At 41.1% G+C, this 23,865-nt stretch carries 27 protein-coding genes and 1 pseudogene; 8 read left to right on the top strand and 20 right to left on the bottom strand.

Going from position 1 to position 23,865, the window contains the following annotated elements:
• Positions 1-7: 7 nt before the first annotated feature.
• Positions 8-634: a dihydroxyacetone kinase subunit DhaL gene (gene dhaL / locus C228_RS0103295; protein WP_018651281.1), complete on the bottom strand. Its 627-nt coding sequence runs from the start codon at positions 632-634 to the stop codon at positions 8-10.
• Between the two features lies 1 nt (position 635).
• The gene (gene dhaK, locus C228_RS0103290) at positions 636-1,706 is read right to left on the bottom strand and encodes a dihydroxyacetone kinase subunit DhaK (RefSeq protein ID WP_018651280.1); all 1,071 of its coding nucleotides are present in this window, start codon (positions 1,704-1,706) and stop codon (positions 636-638) included.
• Positions 1,707-1,878: 172 nt separating this feature from the next.
• On the opposite strand from dhaK, the gene trxB reads away from it, so the two are divergent.
• The 3 genes from trxB (at position 1,879) to C228_RS0103275 (ending at position 4,240) form a co-directional block, all read left to right on the top strand.
• Positions 1,879-2,832 (top strand): thioredoxin-disulfide reductase, encoded by a 954-nt coding sequence (trxB, locus tag C228_RS0103285; RefSeq protein WP_018651279.1) that lies wholly within the window; start codon positions 1,879-1,881, stop codon positions 2,830-2,832.
• Positions 2,833-2,938: 106 nt separating this feature from the next.
• Positions 2,939-3,691: a 3-deoxy-manno-octulosonate cytidylyltransferase gene (gene kdsB, locus C228_RS0103280; RefSeq protein WP_018651278.1), complete on the top strand. Its 753-nt coding sequence runs from the start codon at positions 2,939-2,941 to the stop codon at positions 3,689-3,691.
• 123 nt (positions 3,692-3,814) lie between these two features.
• Positions 3,815-4,240 carry a YidB family protein gene (locus C228_RS0103275; RefSeq protein ID WP_018651277.1) on the top strand — a complete coding sequence of 142 codons (426 nt, stop codon included), beginning with the start codon at positions 3,815-3,817 and terminating at the stop codon, positions 4,238-4,240.
• A gap of 241 nt (positions 4,241-4,481) precedes the next feature.
• Here the strand turns inward: C228_RS0103275 and C228_RS0103270 are convergent, their stop codons facing one another.
• The 8 genes and pseudogenes from C228_RS0103270 to pepQ form a co-directional block, all read right to left on the bottom strand.
• Complete coding sequence (locus tag C228_RS0103270; protein WP_018651276.1) at positions 4,482-5,213, bottom strand: hypothetical protein; 732 nt, start codon at positions 5,211-5,213, stop codon at positions 4,482-4,484.
• A 15-nt stretch (positions 5,214-5,228) separates the two neighbouring features.
• Positions 5,229-5,327 (bottom strand): annotated as a pseudogene (locus C228_RS15140) (nucleotidyltransferase family protein); the annotation flags it as partial.
• Positions 5,309-5,722, bottom strand: coding sequence for a nucleotidyltransferase substrate binding protein (locus C228_RS0103265; protein ID WP_018651275.1), 414 nt, complete (start codon positions 5,720-5,722; stop codon positions 5,309-5,311). The gene C228_RS0103265 and the pseudogene C228_RS15140, both read right to left, overlap by 19 nt.
• 89 nt (positions 5,723-5,811) lie before the next feature.
• Positions 5,812-6,600: an NAD(+) diphosphatase gene (gene nudC / locus C228_RS0103260; RefSeq protein ID WP_026313167.1), complete on the bottom strand. Its 789-nt coding sequence runs from the start codon at positions 6,598-6,600 to the stop codon at positions 5,812-5,814.
• Complete coding sequence (locus tag C228_RS0103255; protein WP_018651273.1) at positions 6,600-7,298, bottom strand: pseudouridine synthase; 699 nt, start codon at positions 7,296-7,298, stop codon at positions 6,600-6,602. The genes nudC and C228_RS0103255 overlap by 1 nt, the downstream gene beginning before the upstream one ends.
• Complete coding sequence (locus C228_RS0103250) at positions 7,299-8,147, bottom strand: DMT family transporter (RefSeq protein WP_018651272.1); 849 nt, start codon at positions 8,145-8,147, stop codon at positions 7,299-7,301. It lies immediately after the preceding gene.
• Complete coding sequence (locus tag C228_RS0103245) at positions 8,147-8,611, bottom strand: FxsA family protein (protein ID WP_018651271.1); 465 nt, start codon at positions 8,609-8,611, stop codon at positions 8,147-8,149. The genes C228_RS0103250 and C228_RS0103245 overlap by 1 nt, the downstream gene beginning before the upstream one ends.
• Positions 8,612-8,633: 22 nt before the next feature.
• Positions 8,634-9,965, bottom strand: a complete 1,332-nt coding sequence (gene pepQ / locus C228_RS0103240) for a Xaa-Pro dipeptidase (protein WP_026313166.1) — start codon at positions 9,963-9,965, stop codon at positions 8,634-8,636.
• Between the two features lie 24 nt (positions 9,966-9,989).
• Between pepQ and tusA the strand changes: the two genes are divergently transcribed.
• A complete protein-coding gene (gene tusA, locus C228_RS0103235; RefSeq protein WP_018651269.1) occupies positions 9,990-10,229 on the top strand; it encodes a sulfurtransferase TusA in 240 nt (79 codons plus the stop codon).
• A gap of 49 nt (positions 10,230-10,278) precedes the next feature.
• On the opposite strand, the gene rraB is transcribed toward tusA, so the two are convergent.
• The 10 genes from rraB to C228_RS0103185 form a co-directional block, all read right to left on the bottom strand.
• The gene (rraB, locus tag C228_RS0103230) at positions 10,279-10,719 is read right to left on the bottom strand and encodes a ribonuclease E inhibitor RraB (RefSeq protein WP_018651268.1); all 441 of its coding nucleotides are present in this window, start codon (positions 10,717-10,719) and stop codon (positions 10,279-10,281) included.
• Between the two features lie 35 nt (positions 10,720-10,754).
• Positions 10,755-11,453, bottom strand: a complete 699-nt coding sequence (locus C228_RS0103225; protein ID WP_018651267.1) for a glycosyltransferase family 25 protein — start codon at positions 11,451-11,453, stop codon at positions 10,755-10,757.
• A 49-nt stretch (positions 11,454-11,502) separates the two neighbouring features.
• Complete coding sequence (gene yihA / locus C228_RS0103220) at positions 11,503-12,123, bottom strand: ribosome biogenesis GTP-binding protein YihA/YsxC (protein ID WP_018651266.1); 621 nt, start codon at positions 12,121-12,123, stop codon at positions 11,503-11,505.
• Positions 12,124-12,305: 182 nt separating this feature from the next.
• The gene (locus C228_RS0103215) at positions 12,306-12,722 is read right to left on the bottom strand and encodes a DUF805 domain-containing protein (protein ID WP_018651265.1); all 417 of its coding nucleotides are present in this window, start codon (positions 12,720-12,722) and stop codon (positions 12,306-12,308) included.
• Positions 12,723-12,761: 39 nt separating this feature from the next.
• Positions 12,762-13,592 (bottom strand): ZIP family metal transporter, encoded by an 831-nt coding sequence (locus C228_RS0103210; RefSeq protein WP_018651264.1) that lies wholly within the window; start codon positions 13,590-13,592, stop codon positions 12,762-12,764.
• Between the two features lie 127 nt (positions 13,593-13,719).
• A complete protein-coding gene (gene ilvD, locus C228_RS0103205) occupies positions 13,720-15,555 on the bottom strand; it encodes a dihydroxy-acid dehydratase (protein ID WP_018651263.1) in 1,836 nt (611 codons plus the stop codon).
• Positions 15,556-15,731: 176 nt separating this feature from the next.
• Positions 15,732-16,265, bottom strand: a complete 534-nt coding sequence (locus C228_RS0103200; RefSeq protein ID WP_018651262.1) for an inorganic diphosphatase — start codon at positions 16,263-16,265, stop codon at positions 15,732-15,734.
• Between the two features lie 112 nt (positions 16,266-16,377).
• Complete coding sequence (ilvM, locus tag C228_RS0103195; protein ID WP_018651261.1) at positions 16,378-16,596, bottom strand: acetolactate synthase 2 small subunit; 219 nt, start codon at positions 16,594-16,596, stop codon at positions 16,378-16,380.
• Positions 16,597-16,614: 18 nt separating this feature from the next.
• Positions 16,615-18,267, bottom strand: coding sequence for an acetolactate synthase 2 catalytic subunit (gene ilvG, locus C228_RS0103190; RefSeq protein WP_018651260.1), 1,653 nt, complete (start codon positions 18,265-18,267; stop codon positions 16,615-16,617).
• Between the two features lie 203 nt (positions 18,268-18,470).
• Positions 18,471-19,466, bottom strand: a complete 996-nt coding sequence (locus C228_RS0103185; RefSeq protein WP_018651259.1) for a 2-hydroxyacid dehydrogenase — start codon at positions 19,464-19,466, stop codon at positions 18,471-18,473.
• 329 nt (positions 19,467-19,795) lie between these two features.
• On the opposite strand from C228_RS0103185, the gene nrfA reads away from it, so the two are divergent.
• From nrfA to nrfD, 4 genes are read left to right on the top strand one after another with little or no spacing between them, the layout of a single operon-like run.
• Complete coding sequence (gene nrfA, locus C228_RS0103180) at positions 19,796-21,301, top strand: ammonia-forming nitrite reductase cytochrome c552 subunit (protein ID WP_018651258.1); 1,506 nt, start codon at positions 19,796-19,798, stop codon at positions 21,299-21,301.
• Positions 21,302-21,321: 20 nt separating this feature from the next.
• On the top strand, positions 21,322-21,975 hold the full coding sequence (nrfB, locus tag C228_RS0103175) for a cytochrome c nitrite reductase pentaheme subunit (RefSeq protein WP_018651257.1): 654 nt from the start codon (positions 21,322-21,324) through the stop codon (positions 21,973-21,975).
• Positions 21,975-22,652 (top strand): cytochrome c nitrite reductase Fe-S protein, encoded by a 678-nt coding sequence (gene nrfC / locus C228_RS0103170; protein ID WP_018651256.1) that lies wholly within the window; start codon positions 21,975-21,977, stop codon positions 22,650-22,652. Before nrfB ends, nrfC begins: the two co-directional genes overlap by 1 nt.
• Positions 22,652-23,620, top strand: coding sequence for a cytochrome c nitrite reductase subunit NrfD (gene nrfD / locus C228_RS0103165; RefSeq protein WP_018651255.1), 969 nt, complete (start codon positions 22,652-22,654; stop codon positions 23,618-23,620). The genes nrfC and nrfD overlap by 1 nt, the downstream gene beginning before the upstream one ends.
• Positions 23,621-23,865: the final 245 nt, after the last annotated feature.

Genomic DNA, 23,865 nt, shown 5'->3' with positions numbered 1-23,865 from the left:
ATTACTCCTATTTAACCGCTTCCGATAAGGCTTTAATAAGATAATAACTTGACGTTGCTCCAGGATCCGCATGACCGATACTGCGTTCGCCTAAATAGCTGGCACGTCCTTTTTTAGCCATCATCGGTACGGTTGCATTTGCAAAATTTTTGGCTTTTTCGACCGCTTGATGAAGTAGAACCGCTTCAGGTTGAGTGTGATCCGCTTGAGCTAATTCATCAAGCAACGGAAGCCAAACATCACACATAGTTTTATCTCCCAGTTCAGCTCGTCCGCGAGCGACAATGCCTTCCACACCGGCTTTGAAGACGCTAACAAGTTCTTCAAAAGTAAGTTGTTCTTTACCATTAGCAACTTGTGAACCTTTGATAAATAAGGTGCCGTATAAAGGCCCGCTCGCACCGCCGACTTGAGAGAGTAATGTCATGCCGACCGTTTTTAAGATAGTGCCAATATCTTTATCACTTACTGTGGTAACTTTTTCTAACGCCTTGCTAAAACCGCGTTGCATATTTAAGCCGTGATCGCCGTCGCCGATTTCGGTATCCAACTGTGTGAGGAAATCTCGTTGCTCAGTCATCACCTGATTACAATTTTCAAGCCATTGCAGAATTTGTTGTTTTGAAATCGCCATTTTATTCTCCCCAACGTAATGCCGGCGTATTAACCGGTGCATCCCAAAGTGCTAAAGTTTCATCATCTACTTTCAGTAAGGTAATGGAAACGCCTTGCATATCCAATGAAGTGCAGAATGAACCGACCAAATTACGCTCAATAGTTAAACCGAATTGTTTGCAACAATCTGCTAGCACGTTGTAAACACCATATAATTCTGAAAGCGGTACCGCACCTAAATTATTCACTAACGCAATCACACGATCGCCTTTTTGTAGCACTTGTTTTTTATCTAACACTTCATTCCATTGTTGGGTGTCGTTATCCCAACGGCGTACGTTACGCTCATAATCGCCGTGTGATATGAGTGTTTCAAACATTTGGCGTACGGTTTTATCCAAATTTTCAAGCGGACGGCGTTCAATACCCGGTTCACCGTGAATCCCCACGCCAAATTCCATTTCGTTTTCGGCTAAAGTGAAAGACGGTTTACCGGCTGCCGGTACGGTACAAGCACCAAGCGCAATGCCAATCGAATGTCCAGCATTATTTAACTTATAACCTAACTCGGCTAATTGCGATAAGTTGTAGCCTTTATCTGCCGCTGCGCCTAATAGTTTTTCTAATAACACGGTGTTGGCAACGCCACGGCGACCGGCGGTATATAAACTGTCTTTGACCGCAACGTCATCATCAATCAGTACGGTTGCGACTTTTACACCGCTATCGGCAAGGAGTTCGGTGGCTGTTTCGAAATTCAACACATCGCCGGTATAATTTTTAATAAGTAATAAAACCCCTTCGCCGCTATCGACATTTAAACCGCATTCAAACATTTGATCCGGTGTCGGAGAAGTAAAAATAGCCCCCGGACAAGCACCGTCTAACATTCCCTTACCAACAAAACCGGCATGCATCGGTTCGTGTCCGCTACCACCTCCTGAAATCAATGCCACTTTACCGGCAACCGGTGCATCTGCACGGCGTACGTAAGTCGGCTCAGTGTTTAGAACTAGAGTCGAATGAGCTTTGGCAAAACCGGCTAATTGTTCTTGTAAGACAGCTTCGATTGAATTGATAAGTTTTTTCATAGACAGATATCCTTTTAAAAGAAGAATTTGTCCCAATTTAACCAAAATTCGAGGCGAATTTCTGTTAGCTGCTTCACAAAATCGAAAAAAAGATGAGTGAAAACGAAGAAAATAGAGTTACCGGTAAATTTACGCTAAAATAGCAACGATATTTATTGATGAGGATTACATCATGACAGTTAAACACGCAAAACTTTTAATTTTAGGTTCAGGCCCGGCGGGTTATACCGCAGCCGTTTACGCAGCCCGTGCGAATTTAAATCCGGTATTAGTGACCGGTATGCAGCAAGGTGGTCAATTAACCACTACCGATGAAATTGAAAACTGGCCGGGAGAATATGAGCATACCACCGGTACTGGCTTAATGGATAAAATGCTGAAACACGCTGAAAAATTTAATACGGAAATCGTTTTCGACCACATTAATAGCGTGGATTTATCTAAGCGTCCATTCACATTAAAAGGTGATATTAATACCTTTACCTGTGATGCGTTAATTATCGCAACCGGTGCATCGGCAAAATATTTAGGCTTAGATTCGGAAGAGGCGTTTAAAGGCAAAGGCGTGTCGGCTTGTGCGACTTGTGACGGTTTCTTCTACCGTAACAAACCGGTTGCAGTTGTTGGCGGTGGTAATACTGCGGTTGAAGAAGCGTTATATTTAGCCAATATCGCTAGCGAAGTACATTTAGTTCATCGCCGTGATAGCTTCCGTGCTGAGAAAATTTTATTAGGTCGCTTACAGAAGCGTGTGGAAGAAAGCAAAATCATTCTTCACACCGATAGAACAGTCGAAGAAGTGTTAGGCGATAATATGGGTGTAACAGGTGTTCGTTTAGCTTCTACCAAAGACGAGAGCAAAGAAGAAATTAAAGTGGATGGTTTCTTTGTCGCGATCGGTCACGCACCGAATACCGCAATTTTTGATGGTCAGCTTGAATTGGATAACGGTTACATTAAAGTGAAATCGGGCTTAGAAGGCAATGCGACCGCGACTAGCGTAGAAGGTGTGTTTGCTGCCGGAGATGTTATGGATCATAACTATCGCCAAGCAATTACTTCTGCCGGTACGGGTTGTATGGCGGCGTTAGATGCAGAACGTTTCTTAGATGCGTTAGAAGCCTAAATATTTTTACGGAACATTAGCTTCATTCAAACAAGCGGTTAAATTTCACAAGAATTTTGCCATGTTGATTCGAGCGGATGTTCCGAGTTTTTATAAAGGAAATGTTATGAATTTTACAGTGATTATTCCGGCTCGTTACGCCTCAAGCCGCTTACCTCGTAAACCGTTGTTAGATATTGCCGGCAGACCGATGATTCAGCACGTATGGGAAAAAGCGCAACAAGCCGGTGCAACACGGGTGATTATTGCGACCGACCATCCGGAGATTGAAGCAACCGCCAAAGCGTTTGGCGCGGAAGTGTGCATTACCTCGGATCAACATAATTCAGGCACGGAACGTTTAGCGGAAGTGATTGAAAAGATGCAGATTGCTGATGATGAAATTATCGTGAATGTGCAAGGCGATGAGCCGTTGATTCCGCCGGTGATCGTTTCTCAAGTAGCGGAAAATTTAGATCGTTGCCAAGTGAATATGGCAACATTGGCGGTAAAATTAACCACTAAAGAAGAACTTTTCAATCCGAATGCCGTCAAAGCGCTGGCAGATAAAAACGGTATGGCACTCTATTTCTCACGTGCGCCGATTCCGTTTGCCCGTGATCATTTCGCTGATTGTGATGATGCTTTTGTTGCAAGCCAAAATTACTTACGCCATATCGGGATCTATGCATACCGTGCCGGCTTTGTAAAACAATATGTGGCTTGGCAACCGACGCAATTAGAACAATTGGAATCATTAGAACAATTACGTGCGTTATGGTACGGAGAAAAAATTCATATCGAACTTGCCAAACAAGCACCTCAAGTGGGAGTGGATACGCAAGAAGATTTGGAACGTGTTCGCCGAATTCTGGCTTAGAATCGGTAGAAACAAGCGGTCAAAATTGCAAAAAACTTTGCAAATCAAACCGCTTAATTATCTAGGCTGAGTAGCAACTCAGTAAATAAAAACGTGCTTAGGCACATTTCTCGGAGTAAACCTATGTTAGGAAACATTTTAGGCTCAATCGCATCATCTGTATTAAGTGGCGGTAACGGCAATCAATCAACAGCACTTCAATTAATTCAAGCATTACTACAATCTCAAGGTGGTGTTGAAGGCGTAATCGCTAAATTACAACAAGGCGGTTTGGACGACCTATTAAAAACTTGGATCAGTGCGGATGAAGAAAACGCACCGGTATCAGGTGAGCAAATCGCAAATGTATTCGGTCAAGAAAATCTTCAAGCAGTGGCACAAGAAGCGGGTGTAGAAGAAAAAGATGCGGGTGATTTATTAGCGGAATTTTTACCGAAAATCGTTGATACATTAACACCGGACGGTCAATTACCGGATCTACAAAACTTAAATACTAACGACCTACTAGCACAAGCAGCGAAAGGTGTACTAGGTAAGCTATTTAGTTAATATTAAAAAACAGGGAGAATTAAATTCTCCCTGTTTTTGTTTTAGCTTAATTAGCTTGTAAATTTCCCCTCTCTCTGCTTGTTTCGCTAAACGCTTTACAAGCTGTCTCTCTCCCACACGGGGCGAGAGTGAGCTAGGTGATTTGTTTTCTAAAATGGAGTTAATTACAAGATTTTTACTAACTTTATTATTAGTGTTTTGATTTTTAACTATTAGTAAATTTATACATCGTTTAATGTACCTAAAGAAGTTCTATTGATAATTCTTTTTCTATCTTTTGAAAAATACCATCATCACTGCAATATGTTAGAAATTCCTTAATTGATAAAGAGAGTTCTCTGGTTACATCTTTTAGATCTTCAAATACAATCTTTATATTTTGTTTTTGAGCAATAGTTTTAAATAAAATTTCTCGTTCATTATTATTTAACTTTCTTAAGTAGAATTTAAAAAATTGATCTCTATCAAAAATAAATTTTTGTTCACTATTCTCCTTTCCATATTCATTTTCTACAAAAAATGTTGGATGGTGACTATGTACTATATCTTTAGGATGTTTACTAAAATTCACATAACATTTTAGTAGTTCTAAATTGTTACCATCCTTCTCATATTTTTTTATACCAAACATTTGTTCAAAAGACGTCTTCTCATTTTTAATTTTATCGTAGAAGGACTTAGCTTGTTCAAAAATATAAAATAATAATGTTAAATATAATCTAATATGTATAAAAGTAATTTTGTCATTATTCTCATCATTGATATTTAATGAATCTATAAATTCTCTTACATCTTCTATAGATCCTGCTAAGTTACAAGCTGAGGCTATATGTAAACTTTCATTTTTTAGTTTTTGATGTAATTGGCAAGATATAGATATATCATCTACAAAAAACTCAGATAAGAAAATTTCATAGCATTCTTTTAAAACTATTCTACAATTTTGGCTTTCTGATAGATCTAATAATTTCATATGGTTTCCTGTATTTAAAATACAATAATTTTTCTTAATAATTTCCCTAAAATTCTCACTCGTCAAAGCCCAATCTACAATATCCACTTTCCATGTCAAATCCGATTCGGAAAATGTAATTGGTGAAGTAAAAATTGGGCTTCACTTAAAAACTTCGGAATCCCTGCTACGACTTGCAGAGCAATTTCTTCATCGTAAGTATGGCTAGTACGGCTTCGCATATCTCGATATTGTCGCCAATCCGCCCAATTACCTAATAGTAAACCTTTTTCATTTGCCGAACGAATAATCTCTTGGAAGCTCATTCCGTCATATTCCTCAGGATTCGGAGTAATAAATTCCAAATAGCGTTTAAGCATTTTATGGCTGATTTCATAGGTAAATTCGAACCGTTGAATTAGTCCGTCTCGAATTTGTAAATCGCGAATATCACTCTCATAGCGAGTAAGCCCTTCTTCTAAGCGAAAAATCGCATTATTTAATGGCGTGATGTCGAATGTATTTTCCATCTTGATTCTCTTTTGTAAAATTTTAGTGAATTTTAACCGCTTGTTAGGAAATTAGGTAGCCTATTAAATGGAGAGATTTGTTGTTGTCATTATCTATCGGCTCGACAAATCTTCAACGTTTCTTTGATTAGCTCTAATGCAATTGTGCCTTCCGGCGGTAGTTCTGGGAGTGGTTGAGCGCAGTCGAACCATTTTGCATCGAAGATTTCTTCCTCTTGTAGCGTGATTTCACCGCTTTCGTAATCGGCGAGAAAGCCTAGCATCAGTGAGTTTGGGAATGCCCATGGTTGGCTGCCGAAATAGCGGATGTTTTTGATTTTTAAGCCGCTTTCTTCCCATACTTCACGTTGAACGGTGGTTTCGATCGCTTCACCGGCTTCGACAAAACCGGCTAATGTGGTGTAAATCGTGCCTTTATGACGTAGATGGTTGGCAAGTAAAATTTGTCGTCCACGGCGTACCGCTACAATAATAGACGGGCTGATTGTCGGATAACTGCGATGTTCGCAATCTGGGCAATGTACGGCAATTTCGTTCTTGGCAAGTTCGGTATGAGCACCGCATTTTCCGCAAAATTTATGCGTATTTAGGAAATGATTAAGTGAAACAGCTCGGTGTAATAGGTGAGCTAGTTCCGCCGGGCGAGCAATCTGTGAGCGTAGATTTACCATGGTAAAATTTTGTAGATTTTCGACCGCTTGTTTATCCAATTGCACCAGAAAAACCGGTGAGTTTTGATATGTCCCAACCTGTAATTTAGCAAAGCCGGCAAAACCCAATTGTTCGGCGGTGCCGAAAGGAATCTCATCATCTTTTAAAGCAAGATCAAAATGATGTGCTAATACCCAATAACTTTTCATATTTGCTCCCGAAATCATTAAATTTTTAAGTCAATTTGTTGAAATAATTGGAGTTTTTCCGTCTCGTTTAAAATACGGTATTCGCCGCTATCTAAATCGCCTAGCTGAAATTGTCCTAAACCGACACGGATTAATCGCAGGGTCGGAAAGCCAATGTGTGCTGTCATTCGGCGCACTTGGCGGTTTTTTCCCTCGTGAATTTTTAGCTCGATCCAACTGGTTGGAATATTTTTTCGCTCTCGAATTTTTGGGGCGGTTTGCCATTCATAATTCGGGGCGGAAATCGCTTTCGCTTTTGCCGGTTTGGTTAAGCCGTCTTTCAATTCGAGACCTTTTTCCAGCTTGGCTAAGTCCTCGGTTTGCGGAATTCCTTCAACTTGTGCGAGATAAGTTTTCTGCTTTTCAAATTTGGGGTTTGCCAAGCGATGCTGAATTTCGCCGTTATTAGTCAGCAGTAATAAGCCTTCGCTGTCACGATCTAAACGCCCGACCGGATAAACCTGCGGAATCGGAATAAAATCTTTCAGCGTTTGTCGCCCTTGTTCATCAGTGAATTGGGTTAACACGTCAAACGGCTTGTTAAACAACACAACTACAGTATCTTCAAATGAAAGCTGTGGTTTAAGCGGTCGTTTTTTGGTTCTATTTTGCAAGTTCGGTTTGTTTGTTGCAGAACGAGGTTTATTTTTTGGATTAAATTTAGCTTTAAACATCATTTATTTCTTTAAGTTAGCCCAAGCGACCGAGAGTAAAATAATTGCACCGCCAATCAACATTTTGAGGGTAGGCACTTCGTTAAAACATAGCCACGCAATCGCAATGGCATATACCGGTTCAAGCGAGATAATCATCGAAGCGGTACGGGCGTTGATCGTATCAAGGCTGGAGACAAATAGCGTATATGCCAATGTGGTACAGAAAAAACCGATACAGAAAATCCAAAACCAATCGAGGGCAGGTGCGTTTATTAAGCCTTTTGTTGAAAAAGGTAACAGGATCAGCATTGCCACTAAATATTGCCACCAGCTCATTTGTGTACCGGATAATTTGCTCATAGTTTTCCGATTTACAACCGCCAACACGCCATAGACCAAAGCGGATAAAACACCCCATAAAAGCCCTAATGTCGCATGATTGCCAAAAGTAAATTCCGGTGTGACCAAAATTAAGCCGATAGTGATCGCCACAAGTAAAAAGCCTTCACGATAACTGAGTTTTTCTCTAAAAAAGAGCATTTCAAATAACGCGACAAAAGCAGGAAAGCTGGCGAAGCCTAAGGTTGCTAAGGCGACACCGCCTACTTGCACAGCAGTGAAAAATGTCACCCAATGGGCGGTAAGTAAGACGCCGGAAAGCACTTGGTTAAAGAATGCTTGGCGAGAGAGTTTTACAAGCGGTTGTTTTTTCCATATAAAATACAAAGAGATACAAACAAGCGCAATCATCACTCGTCCAAGCACAAGTGTATCCGGGCTGCTTTCAATTAATGCACCGAAAATACCGGAAGCGCCGAAAAAGATGGCGGTAAAATGTACTTTCAATAGTGCGAGCGTATGTTTATCCACTATTTAATCCATTTATCTTGATCTTGTTTGCGTTCAAATTCGGCATCGAATGTATTGTTATCTTGCTGTGAAAATTGACCGCTTGAAAAATGGTTGAAACGCACTTTCGCTTTAAAGAATTTGATTAAATAACGTTCGGCAATATGACGCGTCACCGGCAACATTAATAAAATCGCAATAATATCGCTTAAAAAACCGGGAATAATTAAAAAGACGCCGGCTAAAATAAACAGGAGTGAGCCGATCACTGCTTGCGTCGGGATTTTGCCTTGGCTTAATTCACTACGAATCGAATAAATGGTATATAGCCCTCGTAATTTCACAAACCATAAGCCTAATACCGAAATACCGATCAATAACAAAATCAGCGGTAGCACCCCTATTTGGGCTCCCATTGTGACCAGTAATGAGATCTCGCAATAGATATACAGAAAAATGCCGAATAAGACAAAAAGAAATGGCATAACAGTTCCTTATTTGAATGCTTTAATGATCAGAAAGTTGAAGTTCAATTTCCGCCTTTTGGGTTAAATTTTCCGCCCCTTGTGAACGCATCACAATATTGTCTTCGGTGCGGATACCGCCAAATTGTTTAAATTCAGCGATCTTCTGCCAATTAATATGGCGTGCAAGCGGACTATTTTGCAACGGATTCAGTAACATATCAATGAAATAGAAGCCCGGTTCGATCGTCAGCACCATATTTTCCGCCAAATCACGAGTACAACGCAGACTTGGATAAACCTCTGGCGGTGATTTGCGAGTACCACGATGATTTTGTTGGAAACCGGCGACATCGTGTATTTGTAGTCCAAGCAAATGCCCTAAGCCGTGTGGAAGAAAGGCTCTCGAAATTCCTTCTTCAAAAATTTGCTCCGGTGTAAGGCGGACAAAATTATATTCGTGCAGCATTTCGGCAATCCATTGCTGCATTTGCGTATGATAACTCAGATAGTTTACACCCACAGCAAGCTGCTCAATAATGCGATATTTGTATTGTTCCATTTGCTTGATCATTGTCGCAAATTCGCTATTAGGATCAGCCGCATAAGTGCGAGTAATATCGGAGGCATAACCGTGTACGGTTGCCCCTGCGTCAATCAGAAAACTCTGCGGTTGCGGATTAGGGGCGTAATCAAGCTGAGTATAGTGTAAAATAGCCGAATGTTGATTAATTGCAACAATATTGCCGTAAGGCACGTTTAAATCGGATTGTTGACTGGCTTTGAGATAAGCGAGGTTAATTTCAAACTCACTTTTCCCCTCAAAAAAGGCTTGTTTTGCCGCCTGATGACCTTTTAACGCGGCAAATTGTGCTTGGTAGATTGCTTCGATTTCAAATTCACTTTTGATAGAACGTTCGAAGTGGAGCTGATTCAGCACTTTTTGCGGATTGATTTGCTTGAAACCAAGTGATTTCGCCAAGTTTTCATCTTCACCGATAAAGGCGCAAGCGGTCGGATTTTGGATAAATTTTGCAATTTCTTGGGCATCTTGCAAAATCACCCATTGAAATTCATCGGCAAAAAAAGCGTCTGTCGGGGCGGTTGGTGGCGTATGCCAATAATCGTTCGGTGCGAAGAAATAGACGGTCGGCTTATTTTTGCCGTCTAAAAATAACCAGCAATTTTCTGCTGTCGGAAAAGGGAAGAAGTAGTTAAAATGCGGGTTTATTTTAAAGTGGGCGGATTGATCATCTAAAAAATGATAGCGAGCCGTGCCGGAATGAATCCATAAACCACTGAGAAAGTTAGTTTCTAAAATGGTTTGAACGACTTGTTGTAGTCGCTTGATATGTTGTGTAAATAATTGTTTCATAAGATAAAAACATAAGAGAAAAATATGACGGATATAAAAATTGATCAAACATTAGATACGCTTGGGTTACGTTGCCCGGAGCCGGTAATGCTTACTCGCAAAACCATCCGCAATATGGTTGAAGGCGAAGTTTTATTAATTGTAGCGGATGATCCGGCTACCACGCGAGATATTCCAAGTTTCTGTGAATTTATGGATCACCAATTGCTGAATAGCGAAACGGAAAATACTCCATATCGTTACTGGGTCAAAAAAGGGCTTTAAGCACAATAAAATAATCCCCCACACGAGCGTATGGGGGATTTTTTAACTATTAGTGATGTGTAATTTCTTCTTCATCAAACTCAAAATCTTCATCTTGGTCATCGAAGAATTCGCCGTCTTCACCGTATTCATCATCTTCCGCATTTGGATCTTCAAAATAAGTGCCCCAGCCTTCATATTCCGCACCGACTTTTTCAATCAGTGGCAGTAATTCTTTTTGTTGGGCAGTAATGATATCGGCATTTAAGTTGACTTCGCTCACGATATCGCACACGAAGATCACTTTGCCGTTCTCTTCCTCAACTTCTTCCGCTTCTGAAATTTCGTAGCCGAGTTTATAAGCATCAACTACTAATTTTTCCAGTTTATCAAAATTACGGTGTGCTACGTGGTGTTCAATAATATAAAGCGCATCAGGATCCGAACCATCTTTTAACAGGTTTTCGATGATCTCATCCGTTTCTTGGCGTAATTCATTAAAATCGTACATTGTTTTTTCCTTATTAATGTAAATTGTTTGGCATTCTATACTGACTTATTCGCTCTGGCAATTTCTCGATCGGCTTCAAGGTCGGAATCATTCGGATTTACAATTTTTCCGAGTAATGGATTCAGCACCAACATATTCTGACTTGGGCAGATATGAGTAAAGTGATCGGCTAACCAATAAGGTTTGTTGGTTTTCAATTGTTCTACCAACTGAATCGCACGATCTTTACGTATCACATAAAGCGCCGAACCATCATCATCAAATAGTGAAGAGTGATTATCGGTTAAAAAGCGGAAATCACGTTGCTCCGCACTTGCCGTATAAAAACCTTCATGAAATAGTGACAATTTATGTAGTAATGCAATTTCGATTTTCGGGCGATTTTTCAGTTCTTGTAGAATATTACTGAGGAAATAATGAAAGTTCTCTACCAGTTGAATATCGTCTTCAGCAATCACGGCAAAATCGGTTAATTCAAGTTGTGGGTTTTTCGCAATTTTCTGCCAGCAGCGAATATGCGAGAGGGTACAAGCGATTTCACCTAAGGTAATCTCTCTACCAATGATGGATTTAATTTTTTCTGTATTAAATAACAAGTCTGGCGCATCTAGCAGATCTAATACTTTTTTATCGATCGCCGGTATTCGTTCAAAATATTTGGCATCAGAATGGGCTAGAAAACGCTGGAGACGTTGAGGATGTCGATTAAGATTGATCACATAGCCGTAAAACATAATTGTCCTTTGTAAAAAGAAAGCTTATCCGAAGATAAGCTTTAAATTTTTATAATTGCTGTTCTACAAAAACTTCGTTAAACCAGCCGTCCAGTTTAGCCGTTAGTTTATCAATACCGATTTTATTCAGAGCAGAATAAGCTTCGACTTGAATATCGCCTTGGAACGGTAAAATCGCTTCTCGTACCATTTTTACCGTTTTACTTCTTGCGCTTTGGCTAAGTTTATCCGCTTTAGTTAATAGTAATAATACCGGTAATTGTGCAGACACCGCCCATTCGATCATCTGTTGGTCGAGATCTTTTAACGGGTGGCGAATATCCATCAAGATCACTACACCATGTAAGCATTCACGTTTTTGTAGGTATTCGCCTAACGCTTTTTGCCATTGGAGCTTCATTTGCTCCGGCACCGCCGCATAACCGTATCCCGGTAGATCGACCAACTTACAATTCGGCTCGACTTCAAATAAGTTAATTAACTGAGTACGTCCCGGTGTTTTTGAGGTTCTAGCTAAGTTTTTTTGATTGGTTAATGCATTGAGAGCAGTAGATTTACCGGCATTTGAACGACCGGCGAAGGCAATTTCCACACCATTGTCTTCCGGTAAATGACGGATATTCGGTGCAGAAGTTAAAAAATGAGTTTTGTGATAGTTTAGTTTGGGCATTATTAATAGTTTCTTTTTTTAATCTTAGTATAGATAAATATTGATTGATGTTTAATTTTTTCCTACTTTCTTTGCGTTGCCAAAGAAAGTATGTATTAGGCAGTCTGGGTAGGGTTGCCTTTCTTTTGGTTACTTTTCTTTGGCAACGCAAAGAAAAGTAACATATAAAAATTAACCTTAAGCTATCTAAGTTTTATACTTAAGCCTTTTTCCCCATACTGGTTTGCCTGCGGATTGCCTTTAAATACACCCCATTCCAGCAGCAACATCGTACCGATAAACATTGGCATCATAATCCCGAGCAACCATTGCATTGTGCCTTGAGCTGAAAGGGATACACCATAGCACACAACCGGCACAAATGCCATGATAACCGCTTTTCCGGAGCGGTTGCGATCGTGTAGGCGTTTAATAATTACCGCAGATAAGCTATATAACGATAATGCAAGCGGAAGCAAACTGATCAGATTGAAAGCGGTCGGATTTAACCAAAAATTTGCGACAATAAATAAGAAAATAAAGTTAATCGCAAAGCCGATCCAAAAGCCCTGACGATTGAGTCTTCCTTGAAGTGAAAACAGTGCTTTGTACCAAATCATACAAATTCCTTTGGGTAACGATCAAAATAGGCGCGTAGCTTAGCCTAAAGCGACATCTAATACCATCATAATTACAAATCCCGCCATTAGACCTAAGGTGGCAATATCTGTATTTCCGCCACTTTGCGACTCAGGAATCAGCTCTTCCACCACCACGAAGATCATCGCGCCGGCAGCGAATGCGAGCGCATAAGGCAGAATTGCTGTCATGGAAAGCACAAATGCCGCACCGATGACCGCAGCAATTGGTTCAACCACCGCAGACATCGCCCCCCATAAGAAAGATTTTTTGCGGCTTTGTCCTTCGCCTCTCAGCGGTAAAGAAAGGGACGAACCTTCAGGAATGTTTTGTAAACCAATCCCGACGGCTAAACCGAGAGCAGCGGTGAGCATGGTTTGGTGATCGGCAACATCGGATGCTAAAGCGCCAAACGTTACTCCGAGGGCAAGCCCTTCCGGAATATTGTGAATAGTGATAGCTAAAAACAATAGCATACTTTTAGATAGATGCTTTTTGAACTTCGGCATTCCTTCCGCATCGACAAGCGGTTTACTTAGATGTAAGTGCGGAACGATATGATCGATCACACGCAAAAAGAATCCGCCAGCAAGAAAGCCGACCGCAGCAGGTAGCCATGCTAGTGATCCATAGCTTGGTTCGGCATATTCGAGTGCTGGAGCGAGTAGTGACCAAAACGAAGCGGCAATCATCACACCGGCGGCAAAGCCCATCATTACATCAAGTAATTTACGGTTTACCGTTTTAAAGAAATAGACAAAAGCAGCGCCAAAAACAGTACAGCCCCAAGTAAATAAACCGGCGATAAACGCTTGTAAAATCGGGTTTAGCGATAAAAACAAATCAAACATTTACATTCCTAATAAATAGATCTCAAATGGAGACCAAAAAGCGGTCAAATTTGCGCGAATTTTTGCAAATTATTTTGCAATTTTCTAGCGAAATTTGACCGCTTTTATAAGTTTTAATTAATAGATTTTATAGTTTGGTTTTATCACGCACGGCACCTTTGTCTGCAGAGGTTGCGAAGTGACCAAACATTTTCAACGCCATCGAAACTTCACGTTGGCGATTTGCCGGTTTCCAGCCTTTCGCATCTTGTTCCGCACGGCGGATCGCTAATTCTCCATCTGAAACTAAAAGTTGGATTGAACGGTTTGGAATATCGATCGCGATTTTATCACCGTCACGCACTAAACCGATTGTACCGCCGGAAGCTGCTTCCGGTGAGCAGTGACCGATAGATAAACCTGATGTACCGCCGGAGAAACGACCGTCAGTTAATAACGCACATTCTTTGCCTAAACCGATTGATTTTAAGTAAGTGGTCGGATACAACATTTCTTGCATACCCGGGCCGCCTTTCGGGCCTTCGTAACGAATAATTACTACGTGACCTGCACGCACTTTACCGCCTAAAATACCTTCCACCGCTTCTTCTTGGCTTTCAAACACAATCGCATCACCGGTGAATTTTAAGATGGATTCATCTACACCGGCAGTTTTTACGATACAGCCGTCTAGTGCGATATTACCGGTCAGCATTGCTAAGCCGCCGTCTTGGCTATAGGCAAATTCTTTTGAACGGATACAACCATTTTTACGGTCGTCATCTACCGTATCCCAACGGCAATCTTGTGAGAATGCTTTAGTAGTACGAATACCTGCCGGACCGGCACGGAAGAATTTATGCACTGCCTCGTCTTTCGTGAGGGTAATGTCGTATTTAGCAATCTGTTCGCCGATCGTCATACCTAATACGGTACGTGTGTCTGAATGTAATAAATCGGCACGTTCAAGTTCGCCTAAAATTGCCATAATACCGCCGGCACGGTGCACGTCTTCCATATGGTATTTATTGGTATTTGGGGCAACTTTCGATAAGCACGGCACTTTGCGTGATAAGCGGTCGATATCCGCCATAGTGAAATCCACTTCCGCTTCTTGTGCTGCGGCTAATAAGTGTAAAACCGTATTGGTTGAACCGCCCATTGCGATATCTAAGCTCATTGCATTTTCAAATGCTGCTTTGGTTGCGATTGAACGTGGTAATACGCTCGCATCGTCTTGCTCGTAATAACGTTTGCAAAGTTCAACGATTTGGCGACCGGCAGTTAAAAATAATTCTTTACGGTCGGCGTGGGTGGCTAACATTGAACCGTTGCCCGGTAAAGATAAACCTAATGCTTCGGTTAAGCAGTTCATTGAGTTGGCGGTGAACATACCTGAGCATGAACCGCAAGTCGGGCAAGCGGATTTTTCGATTGCATCTACGTCATCGTCACACACGGTTTTGTCGGCACTTTTCATCATTGCATCAACTAAGTCTAATTTGATGAGTTGATTGGATAATTTGGTTTTACCCGCTTCCATCGGACCGCCTGACACAAATACCGCTGGAATATTTAAGCGCATTGCTGCCATTAACATTCCCGGGGTGATTTTGTCACAGTTTGAAATACACACCATCGCATCGGCACAGTGCGCGTTGACCATATATTCCACCGAGTCAGCAATTAAATCACGGCTTGGTAATGAGTAAAGCATACCACCGTGACCCATTGCGATACCGTCATCCACTGCAATTGTATTAAATTCTTTTGCAACACCGCCAGCTGCTTCAATTTGTTCAGCAACCAGTTTACCCATATCACGTAAGTGGACGTGACCCGGTACAAATTGGGTAAATGAATTTACCACGGCAATAATCGGTTTGCCGAAGTCGTTTTCTTTCATTCCTGTTGCACGCCATAATGCACGTGCGCCTGCCATATTGCGACCTTGCGTTGAGGTTGCTGAACGTAAAATAGGCATAATCTCTCCAATGTTATTTCAGTTGTGTTTGTAATGGATAAATAGATTGCTAATATATTAGCACACCGCTTAAAATCCTAAAACAAGCGGTCAATTTTTGGGGTATTTTTGCATATTATTAAAATTAAAAATAAAGGCAATTCGAAGTGAATTGCCTTTATTTTTACGCGGGAAGATTATTTTTGCTCGTCCCAACGTTTGATTGATTCACGAATAACTTCTTTCGCTTCTTCTACATCACCCCAGTGTTGAACAACAGTTGAACCTGGTTTTTTCAGTGCTTTGTAGTTGTTGAAGTGGAATTCGATTTGTTTGATTAATTGTGCTGGTAAATCTGCTAATGAGTTATATGCATTACCTGAGTCACGGTCGTCTGCCGGTACACATACGATTTTGTCATCTACTTCGCCGTCATCAACGAATTTCATTACACCGATAACTTTCGCTTCAAGGAATACACCTGTTGCTAACGGTTGGCGTGTAATTAATAACACATCTAATTCATCGCCGTCTTCATCTAATGTTTGTGGAATGAAACCGTAGTTAGTCGGTTTTGCGAAGATAGCCGGTTCAACACGGTCTAATTGGAATGCACCTAATTTACGGTTCCATTCAATTTTGTGGCAGCTGCCTTCTGGAATTTCGTTTACGACGTTGATTATACCTGCATCAACATCACCCGGAGTTAAGATTTTGTTAAAATCTGCCATTTTATTTCCTTATTGATCAATAAATGGTTGGTAAAATGGGCGAAACAGTATTGCTTCGCCAAACAGTCTTTTATTTTATACAGTATTTCGCTTTGACGCTATCCCTGATTAGTTAGCTCACCGCTAAGACATCAAATAATTTTTCAAGTTGTGCGGTAAGTAACGAAATATCACGTTGGCTCTGTAGAGTGAGCTGAATTGCAATTTCTTCGCCGGAATTAACCGCTTGCAGGTTCAGTACCCCAAAACCTCGGTGGCGAATCACTCGTAAAATACGTTCAAGTGTTTCAGGACGTGTATTAGCTTTAATAGTTAAATCGTAACGTTGCATTATTATTCTCCTCAACACCTAAACTTCATCGTCCAGCATATCCGTATTACAAGCACCCGGCGGCACAAGCGGCCATACGTTATCTTCTTCCGGAATACAAACGTGTAATAAGTAAGCACCTTCCGCATTTAGTAAGCGGTCTAACGCATCAGAGACTTCACTAGCTTTCTTAATACGTTCGCCTTTAATACCAAATGCTGAAGCAAGCACTACGAAATCAGGGTTATCATCTAAAATCGTGTTACTGTGACGACCGTGGAAGAAGAGCGATTGCCATTGGCGCACCATACCTAAACGTTGGTTATCCAGTAATAAAATTTTAACAGGTAAGTTACCACGTTTAATAGAACCCAATTCCTGAATATTCATCATAATTGAGCCGTCACCGGTGACTAAAATCACAGGATCATTCGGGCGTGCTTTTACCGCTCCGACTGCTGCTGGCAAACCGAAGCCCATCGTACCGAAGCCTGCCGAGGTAATGAAATTTTCCGGCGCAAAATGCTGTAAATGTTGTGCCGACCACATTTGGTGTTGACCAACGTCAGTGGTGATAATCGCATTTTTCGGTTTACGTTGTGAAAGTGTGTTTAATAATGCTTTGGCATCTATATCGCCTTCACCCGCATTATCAACATATTGGAAATCTAAGTCTGCTTTTAAGCGTTTAACATCTTCACGCCAAGGAGCGATATCTAGTGGTTGCGCTAAAGCATTTACCGCTTCAATTAGATCGCCTTGTAATGCAACCTGTACTTTACGTAATTTGTTAATTTCAGCGCTATCAATATCAATATGAATTACTTTGGCATATGGCGCGAAGGTATCGAGTTTACCGGTTACTCGGTCATCAAAACGTGCACCGCAAGCAATCAGCAGATCACATTCTTGTACCGCATAGTTTGCCGCTTTGGTACCGTGCATACCAATCATCCCCATATAAAGCGGCGCATCCGCTTCGATGGTGCCTAAACCTTTTAAGGTGGAGACAGATGGCATATTGGTAATTTTTAAGAAATTTCTGACCGCTTGTACGCCGCCAGCCATACCGACACCGCCACCGACATATAATACCGGGCGTTTAGCTTGAGCGATAAGTGTTTTGGCTTGTGCCAGATTTTCGGCATTTTGAGTGCTCGGCGCTTGTTTCGGATAAACAATCGGTTTGCCTGACGTTGGAGCTAATTGCACATCACGAGGAATATCGACTAACACGGGACCCGAGCGACCGCTTTGTGCGATTTGGAATGCACGTGCGATAATTTCAGGTAATTCTTCTACGTTTTGAACGATGAAACTATGTTTGGTACAAGCGAGTGAAAGACCTAGTACATCCGCTTCTTGGAAAGCGTCCGTACCGATTAAATGTGAAGCAACTTGACCAGTAATTGCCACTACCGGAATTGAATCTAATGCCGCATCACCCAAGCCGGTAATTAGGTTGGTTGCACCGGGACCGGATGTCGCGATACAAACACCCACTTTGCCCGTTGCACGCGCATATCCAATTGCAGCCATTGCCGCACCCTGTTCATTGCGAACTAATAAATGATCTAAACCTGAGTCGTAAAGCGCATCATAAGTAGGCATAATCGCACCGCCCGGATAACCGAATAGCGTGGTCACACCCTGTGCTTTTAGACTTTCAATGACTAAATTTGCACCGTTCATTTTTGTTGTGTCCTAGTTATAATTATTTAATTAAATTTATAAAATTAAAGGCGTTATTGATAACATAGATTTAAGGATTTTTAAACCTGTAATCAGCAAAAATGCTGGAAATTTAGAATTAGAGAAAGCAGATTTGGAAAGAAAGCGATCAATTTTGGCGTAAAATTTGCAAAAAAATATGCAAAATTGACCGCTTGTTGGGGTTAAGATGCTAACACTAGATTTGGACACACTTCATTATTATGAATATGTTGAATATTACTTAGCGTGACTTCTGAAATATTGGTTAACGCTTCAGCTGTCAAAAATGCTTGGTGTCCGGTAAACAAGACGTTATGACAAGAAGATAAACGGCGGAAAACATCATCTAAAATGACATCGTTCGATTTATCTTCGAAGAATAAATCACGTTCATTTTCATAGACATCCATCCCTAATGCACCGATGCGTTGTTGTTTTAAGGCTTCAATTGCAGCAGAAGAATCAATTAACCCGCCACGACTGGTATTAATAATCATCACGCCGTCTCGCATTTTGTCAAAAGCCTGCTTATTTAATAAATGATAATTTTCCGGTGTCGCAGGGCAGTGCAAACTGATAATGTGAGATTTCGCATACAGCTCATCAAGCTCGACATACTTAGCACCGATCGCTTCGGTAGCAGGGTTTTTAAACGGATCGAAAGCTAAGATATCCATACCGAAACCTTTGAGGATCCGCATTGTTGCCAACCCAATTTTGCCGGTACCAATAATACCGACCGTCTTACCATGCATATTAAAGCCAATTAAGCCCTCTAAAGAGAAATTTGCATCTCGTGTGCGTTGATAAGCACGGTGGATACGGCGATTTAAACTTAGCATTAATGCAACTGCGTGCTCGGCAACCGCTTCCGGTGAATAAGCCGGCACACGCACAACTTGTAAACCGAGTTTTTGAGCTGCTTTTAAATCAACGTTGTTAAAACCGGCGCAGCGTAGCGCCACAATTTTTACACCTGCTTTAGCTAGTGATTCCAAAACATTAGTGCTTGCATCATCATTTACGAAAATACACACCGCTTGGCAACCTTCTGCCATTTTGGCGGTGCGTTCACTTAGCATAAAATCAAAGAATTCAAGTTGAAAGCCATATTGTTGATTGGCTAATTCGAGATATTTACGATCGTAATTTTTAGTGCTGTAAACGGCGATTTTCATGATTACTCCTGCAAAATAAAAAATCCTACTTTTTTAGTTGGTTATTGTTTATTTTAAGAACAATTATAAAAAAGTCAATTTAGCCCAGTCTGATTTATATTTCTTTTATTACAGCAAATCATAAAAAGGGATGGTTAGGTAAGCGAAAAATGCATACCTCTTAAGGAGTATTTGTGATTTTTTTGTTGATTTATTTCAATAAAAGTTAAGATTCACCTAGTAAATATTATCTATTTTATTCTATGCTCACGCGTGAAACGCAATGTTTATCTTATTGTTTTTAATAAGAAAAATTCTCATTTCTATCAGCATTTTGTGGGGGACACAACGTGAAACGTTTAACTAAAAAATTAGCAATGGCAACCATTGTAATGTTGGGGTGTTTATCATCGTCAGCATGGGCAGAGGAAGCGAAATCACCATCTTTAACCGATAAAGCTTTAAAACATGAAAAATTAGGTGTGGTAGTAGAATCAGTAAACCACAAATTTGCTGAAAAATACCCGCTTCAGTATAACTCATGGAAAGCGACTTCAGAGTCAACTGACCGTGGTAGTGCGTTAGCGGTGGATCCTCGTTATGTTGTGTTATGGGCGGGTTATGCGTTTGCAAAAGACTATAACAAACCTCGTGGTCACTACTATGCTGTAACAGACGTACGTGAAATTTTACGTACCGGTGCGCCGAAAGATGAAAACGACGGTCCACAACCAATGGCTTGCTGGACATGTAAAAGCCCCGATGTACCTCGTTTAATTGAAGAAAAAGGTGAGCGTGGCTATTTTGATCCTAAATGGGCAAAATACGGTGCTGAAATCGTGAACTCAATCGGTTGTGCAGACTGTCACGATACAACCTCAAAAGAGTTTGAAGAAGGCAAACCGGCATTACGCGTTGCTCGTCCACACGTATTACGTGCTTTAGAAACGGTGGGGTGGAAATTTGAAGACTTAGATAAACACGGTAAACGTGTAGCAGTATGTGCGAACTGCCACGTAGAGTACTACTTCAAAGGCAAAACAGATGTAACTTTCCCATGGGATAAAGGCGTAGATGTAGATAGCATTGAAAAATATTATGATGAGCTCCAATTTGCCGACTGGACTCACGCATTATCTAAAGCACCGATGTTAAAAACTCAGCACCCTGATTTTGAAATCTGGTCGCAAGGTGTTCACGGTAAAAACGGTGTAACTTGTATCGACTGTCATATGCCGAAAGTGAAAGATAAAGACGGTAAAGTTTATACGGATCACAAAATTGGTAACCCGTTCGATCAATTTGATGCGACTTGTAAAACCTGTCACGAGCAAAGCAAAGAAACACTTGAGAAACGTGTGAAAGAGCATAAACACCAAGTGAAAGAAGCGATGATTCGTTTAGAAGACCAATTAGTGAAAGCACACTTTGAAGCGAAAGCAGCTTGGGAAGCGGGTGCAACTCAAGAAGAAATGAAAGATGTGTTAACAGCAATTCGTCATGCTCAATGGCGTTGGGACTACTCAGCAGCGGGTCACGGTAGTCATATGCACGCACCTGACGTAATGTTACACGTAATTGCAACCGGTATCGACCGTGCAGCGGATGCGCGTGCGAAATTAGGTGTAGTATTGGCGAAACACGGCGTAACTACTCCAGTAGCAATTCCTGATATCTCTACTAAAGAAAAAGCACAAAAAGCGATTGGCTTAGATATTCCTAAAGACCAAGCGGCGAAAGATGAATTCTTACGTACAGTGGTTCCACAATGGGATGCGGAAGCTCGTAAAAAAGGCTTATTACCGGCAGTAGAAGAACCAAAAGCGGTTGTAGCACCAAAAGCAGAAGCGAAATAATAGAAGCTTGAGGTGAAATTATGAAAAACATTATCTCAAAAGCAGGGCGAACAATCGCCCTCCAAGCGGTCGTATTTGCAAGTTTTTTTGCGATTTCAACCGCTTCCCAAGCGGAAATGCCGCAACAGCCGAAACCACTTTGGGCTGAGCAAGCAAGCGATGCACAAATTGCAGAAGATGCACGCCGTGATCCAAATAAATACTGTGTGCAATGTCACGAATCAGCAAACGCAACCGGCAAACTGTTCCACCATGCGGGCAAACACTTCCAAAAAGATGTGAAAAGCCCGAATAATGGCGAGTCAATCACTTGTGTAAGCTGCCACGGTAATATTTCTGAAAATCACCGCAAAGGTGTAAAAGACGTAATGCGTTTTAATCCGCACGGTAAAGCAAGCAATCCTTCACTTGAACGTTCGGTGAACGAACAAAACCAAGTGTGTGTCGCTTGTCATACGGCAGACAAATTACGTGAAAAATTCTGGGCGCATGATACCCATGCAACGAAAATCTCATGTACTAACTGTCATGAACTTCACCCGGAAAAAGAACCGATGAAAGGCATTCCTGAAAAACAACGTATTAAACTTTGTACGGATTGTCATACGAAAATCCATGCAGGCGAATTTAAAACCCCTGAAATGGACTCACTCAAAGCAAAGGAAAATAAATAATGACTTGCACCCGTAGAGACTTCGTCTCAGGGGCAGGTGCTATCGCTGTCGTAGCAAGTACTGGGCTTGCTACCTCAGTAACTCTTGCTACTGAGAAAGAAGAGAAAAAAATTCGCTATGCGATGGTGCACGATGAAACCTCTTGTATTGGTTGTACTGCTTGTATGGACGCATGCCGTACAACGAATAAAGTACCGGAAGGTGTTTCTCGTTTAGAAATTATCCGTAGCGAACCGTATGGTGAATTCCCTAACGTAGAGTATGAATTTTTCCGTCAATCTTGCCAACACTGTACAAACGCACCTTGTGTAGCCGTTTGTCCGACCGGTGCATCATTTGTCGATCGGGAAACAGGCATTGTTGATGTTCATTCAGACTTATGTGTCGGTTGCCAATACTGCATTGCAGTTTGTCCATACCGCGTACGTTTTATTCATCCGGAGAAAAAATCAGCAGATAAATGTAACTTCTGTCGTGATACCAATCTTGCGGAAGGCAAACAACCTGCTTGTGTAGAAGCTTGTCCAACTAAAGCATTAACTTTTGGTGATATGAACGATCGCACTAGCGAAGTGTACCAAAAAGTACACGAGAACCCAGTGTATCGTACTAAAGTAGCTTTAGGTACAGAGCCGAACTTATACCACATTCCATTTGGCAAGGGGGAACATAGATAATGAACGACTATATTCCATTCCAAACCCCGAATTTAGTGTGGGATAGCACCATTGCGATTTACCTTTTCTTATTAGGTATTTCATCAGGCACAGTGCAGTTAGCGATCGCTTACCGTAATAGCGGTAATAAAATCGAAAAAAATAGTGAAAACTGGGTAATCCGCAGTGCCGCTATTTTAGGAACTATTCCAACTTTAATCGGTTTAACTTTGCTTATTTTCCACCTAACTAAACCGTGGACATTCTGGAAGTTAATGTTTAACTATAACTTCAGTTCTGTAATGTCGATGGGGGTAATGTTGTTCCAACTTTATATGGCGGTGCTGGTTATATGGATCGCCATTATGTTCAAAGATTGGGTGGCAGTGTTAGTGAACCGTTACTTACCGGCATTTAAATTTATTTTAAATTGGATTGATGTTGTTGAAAGCAAAGGCTTAAAAGCGGTTGAGTTTATCCTCTTCGTCTTCGCTGCCGTACTAGGTGCTTATACCGGCTTCTTACTTTCAGCCTTAATCAGTTATCCAATGCTGAATAACCCCGTATTACCGGCGTTATTTTTAGCATCAGGTACATCTTCCGGTATTGCGGCGACATTCCTCGTCATTTTACTTGCGGGTAAATTATCCGGCGAAAGCAAAGAAGTTCACTTTATCCATAAATTCGAAGTTCCGATTATGGTTACCGAATTAGGTTTATTAGTGGCGTTCTTTGTTGGTTTGCACTTCGGTGGCGCAGATAAACAATTAGCCTTACATAATGCTTTATCCGGCTTCTGGGGCGCAATCTTCTGGATTGGCGTGCTGTTTATCGGTATTTTAATCCCGTTAGTGGCGAATATCTTTGGTAGCCATCAATTAAAACATAACGTGAAGTTTATCGTTTTAATTTCTATTCTAGATTTGATTGGCGTGCTTTGCTTGCGTTACTTCATTCTATATGCAGGCCAGCTCACTATCGCTAGCTAGCTTTACTGCAAATATCAACAAGCCCTAACCTATGGTTGGGGCTTTCTTTTTTATAACAAGCGGTCAAATTTCACCAAAATTTTGCAATTCTTCTATCAGTATAGATAGCTTCTGCTTCATCACTCCAACCTTTCTCATCTTCTGATTGTAATTTCAAAAGCAGATTTTTCATCATTAGGCTCTCTGTTGCCTCTTTTTCCTTGGATTGAGATAAGTAGAAGAAAGTTGTTTGTTATAGCCAGAAA

Source organism: Actinobacillus capsulatus DSM 19761, from assembly GCF_000374285.1.
GTDB classification, from domain to species: Bacteria; Pseudomonadota; Gammaproteobacteria; order Enterobacterales; family Pasteurellaceae; genus Actinobacillus; species Actinobacillus capsulatus.
This window is presented reverse-complemented; position numbering and strand designations above follow the sequence as displayed.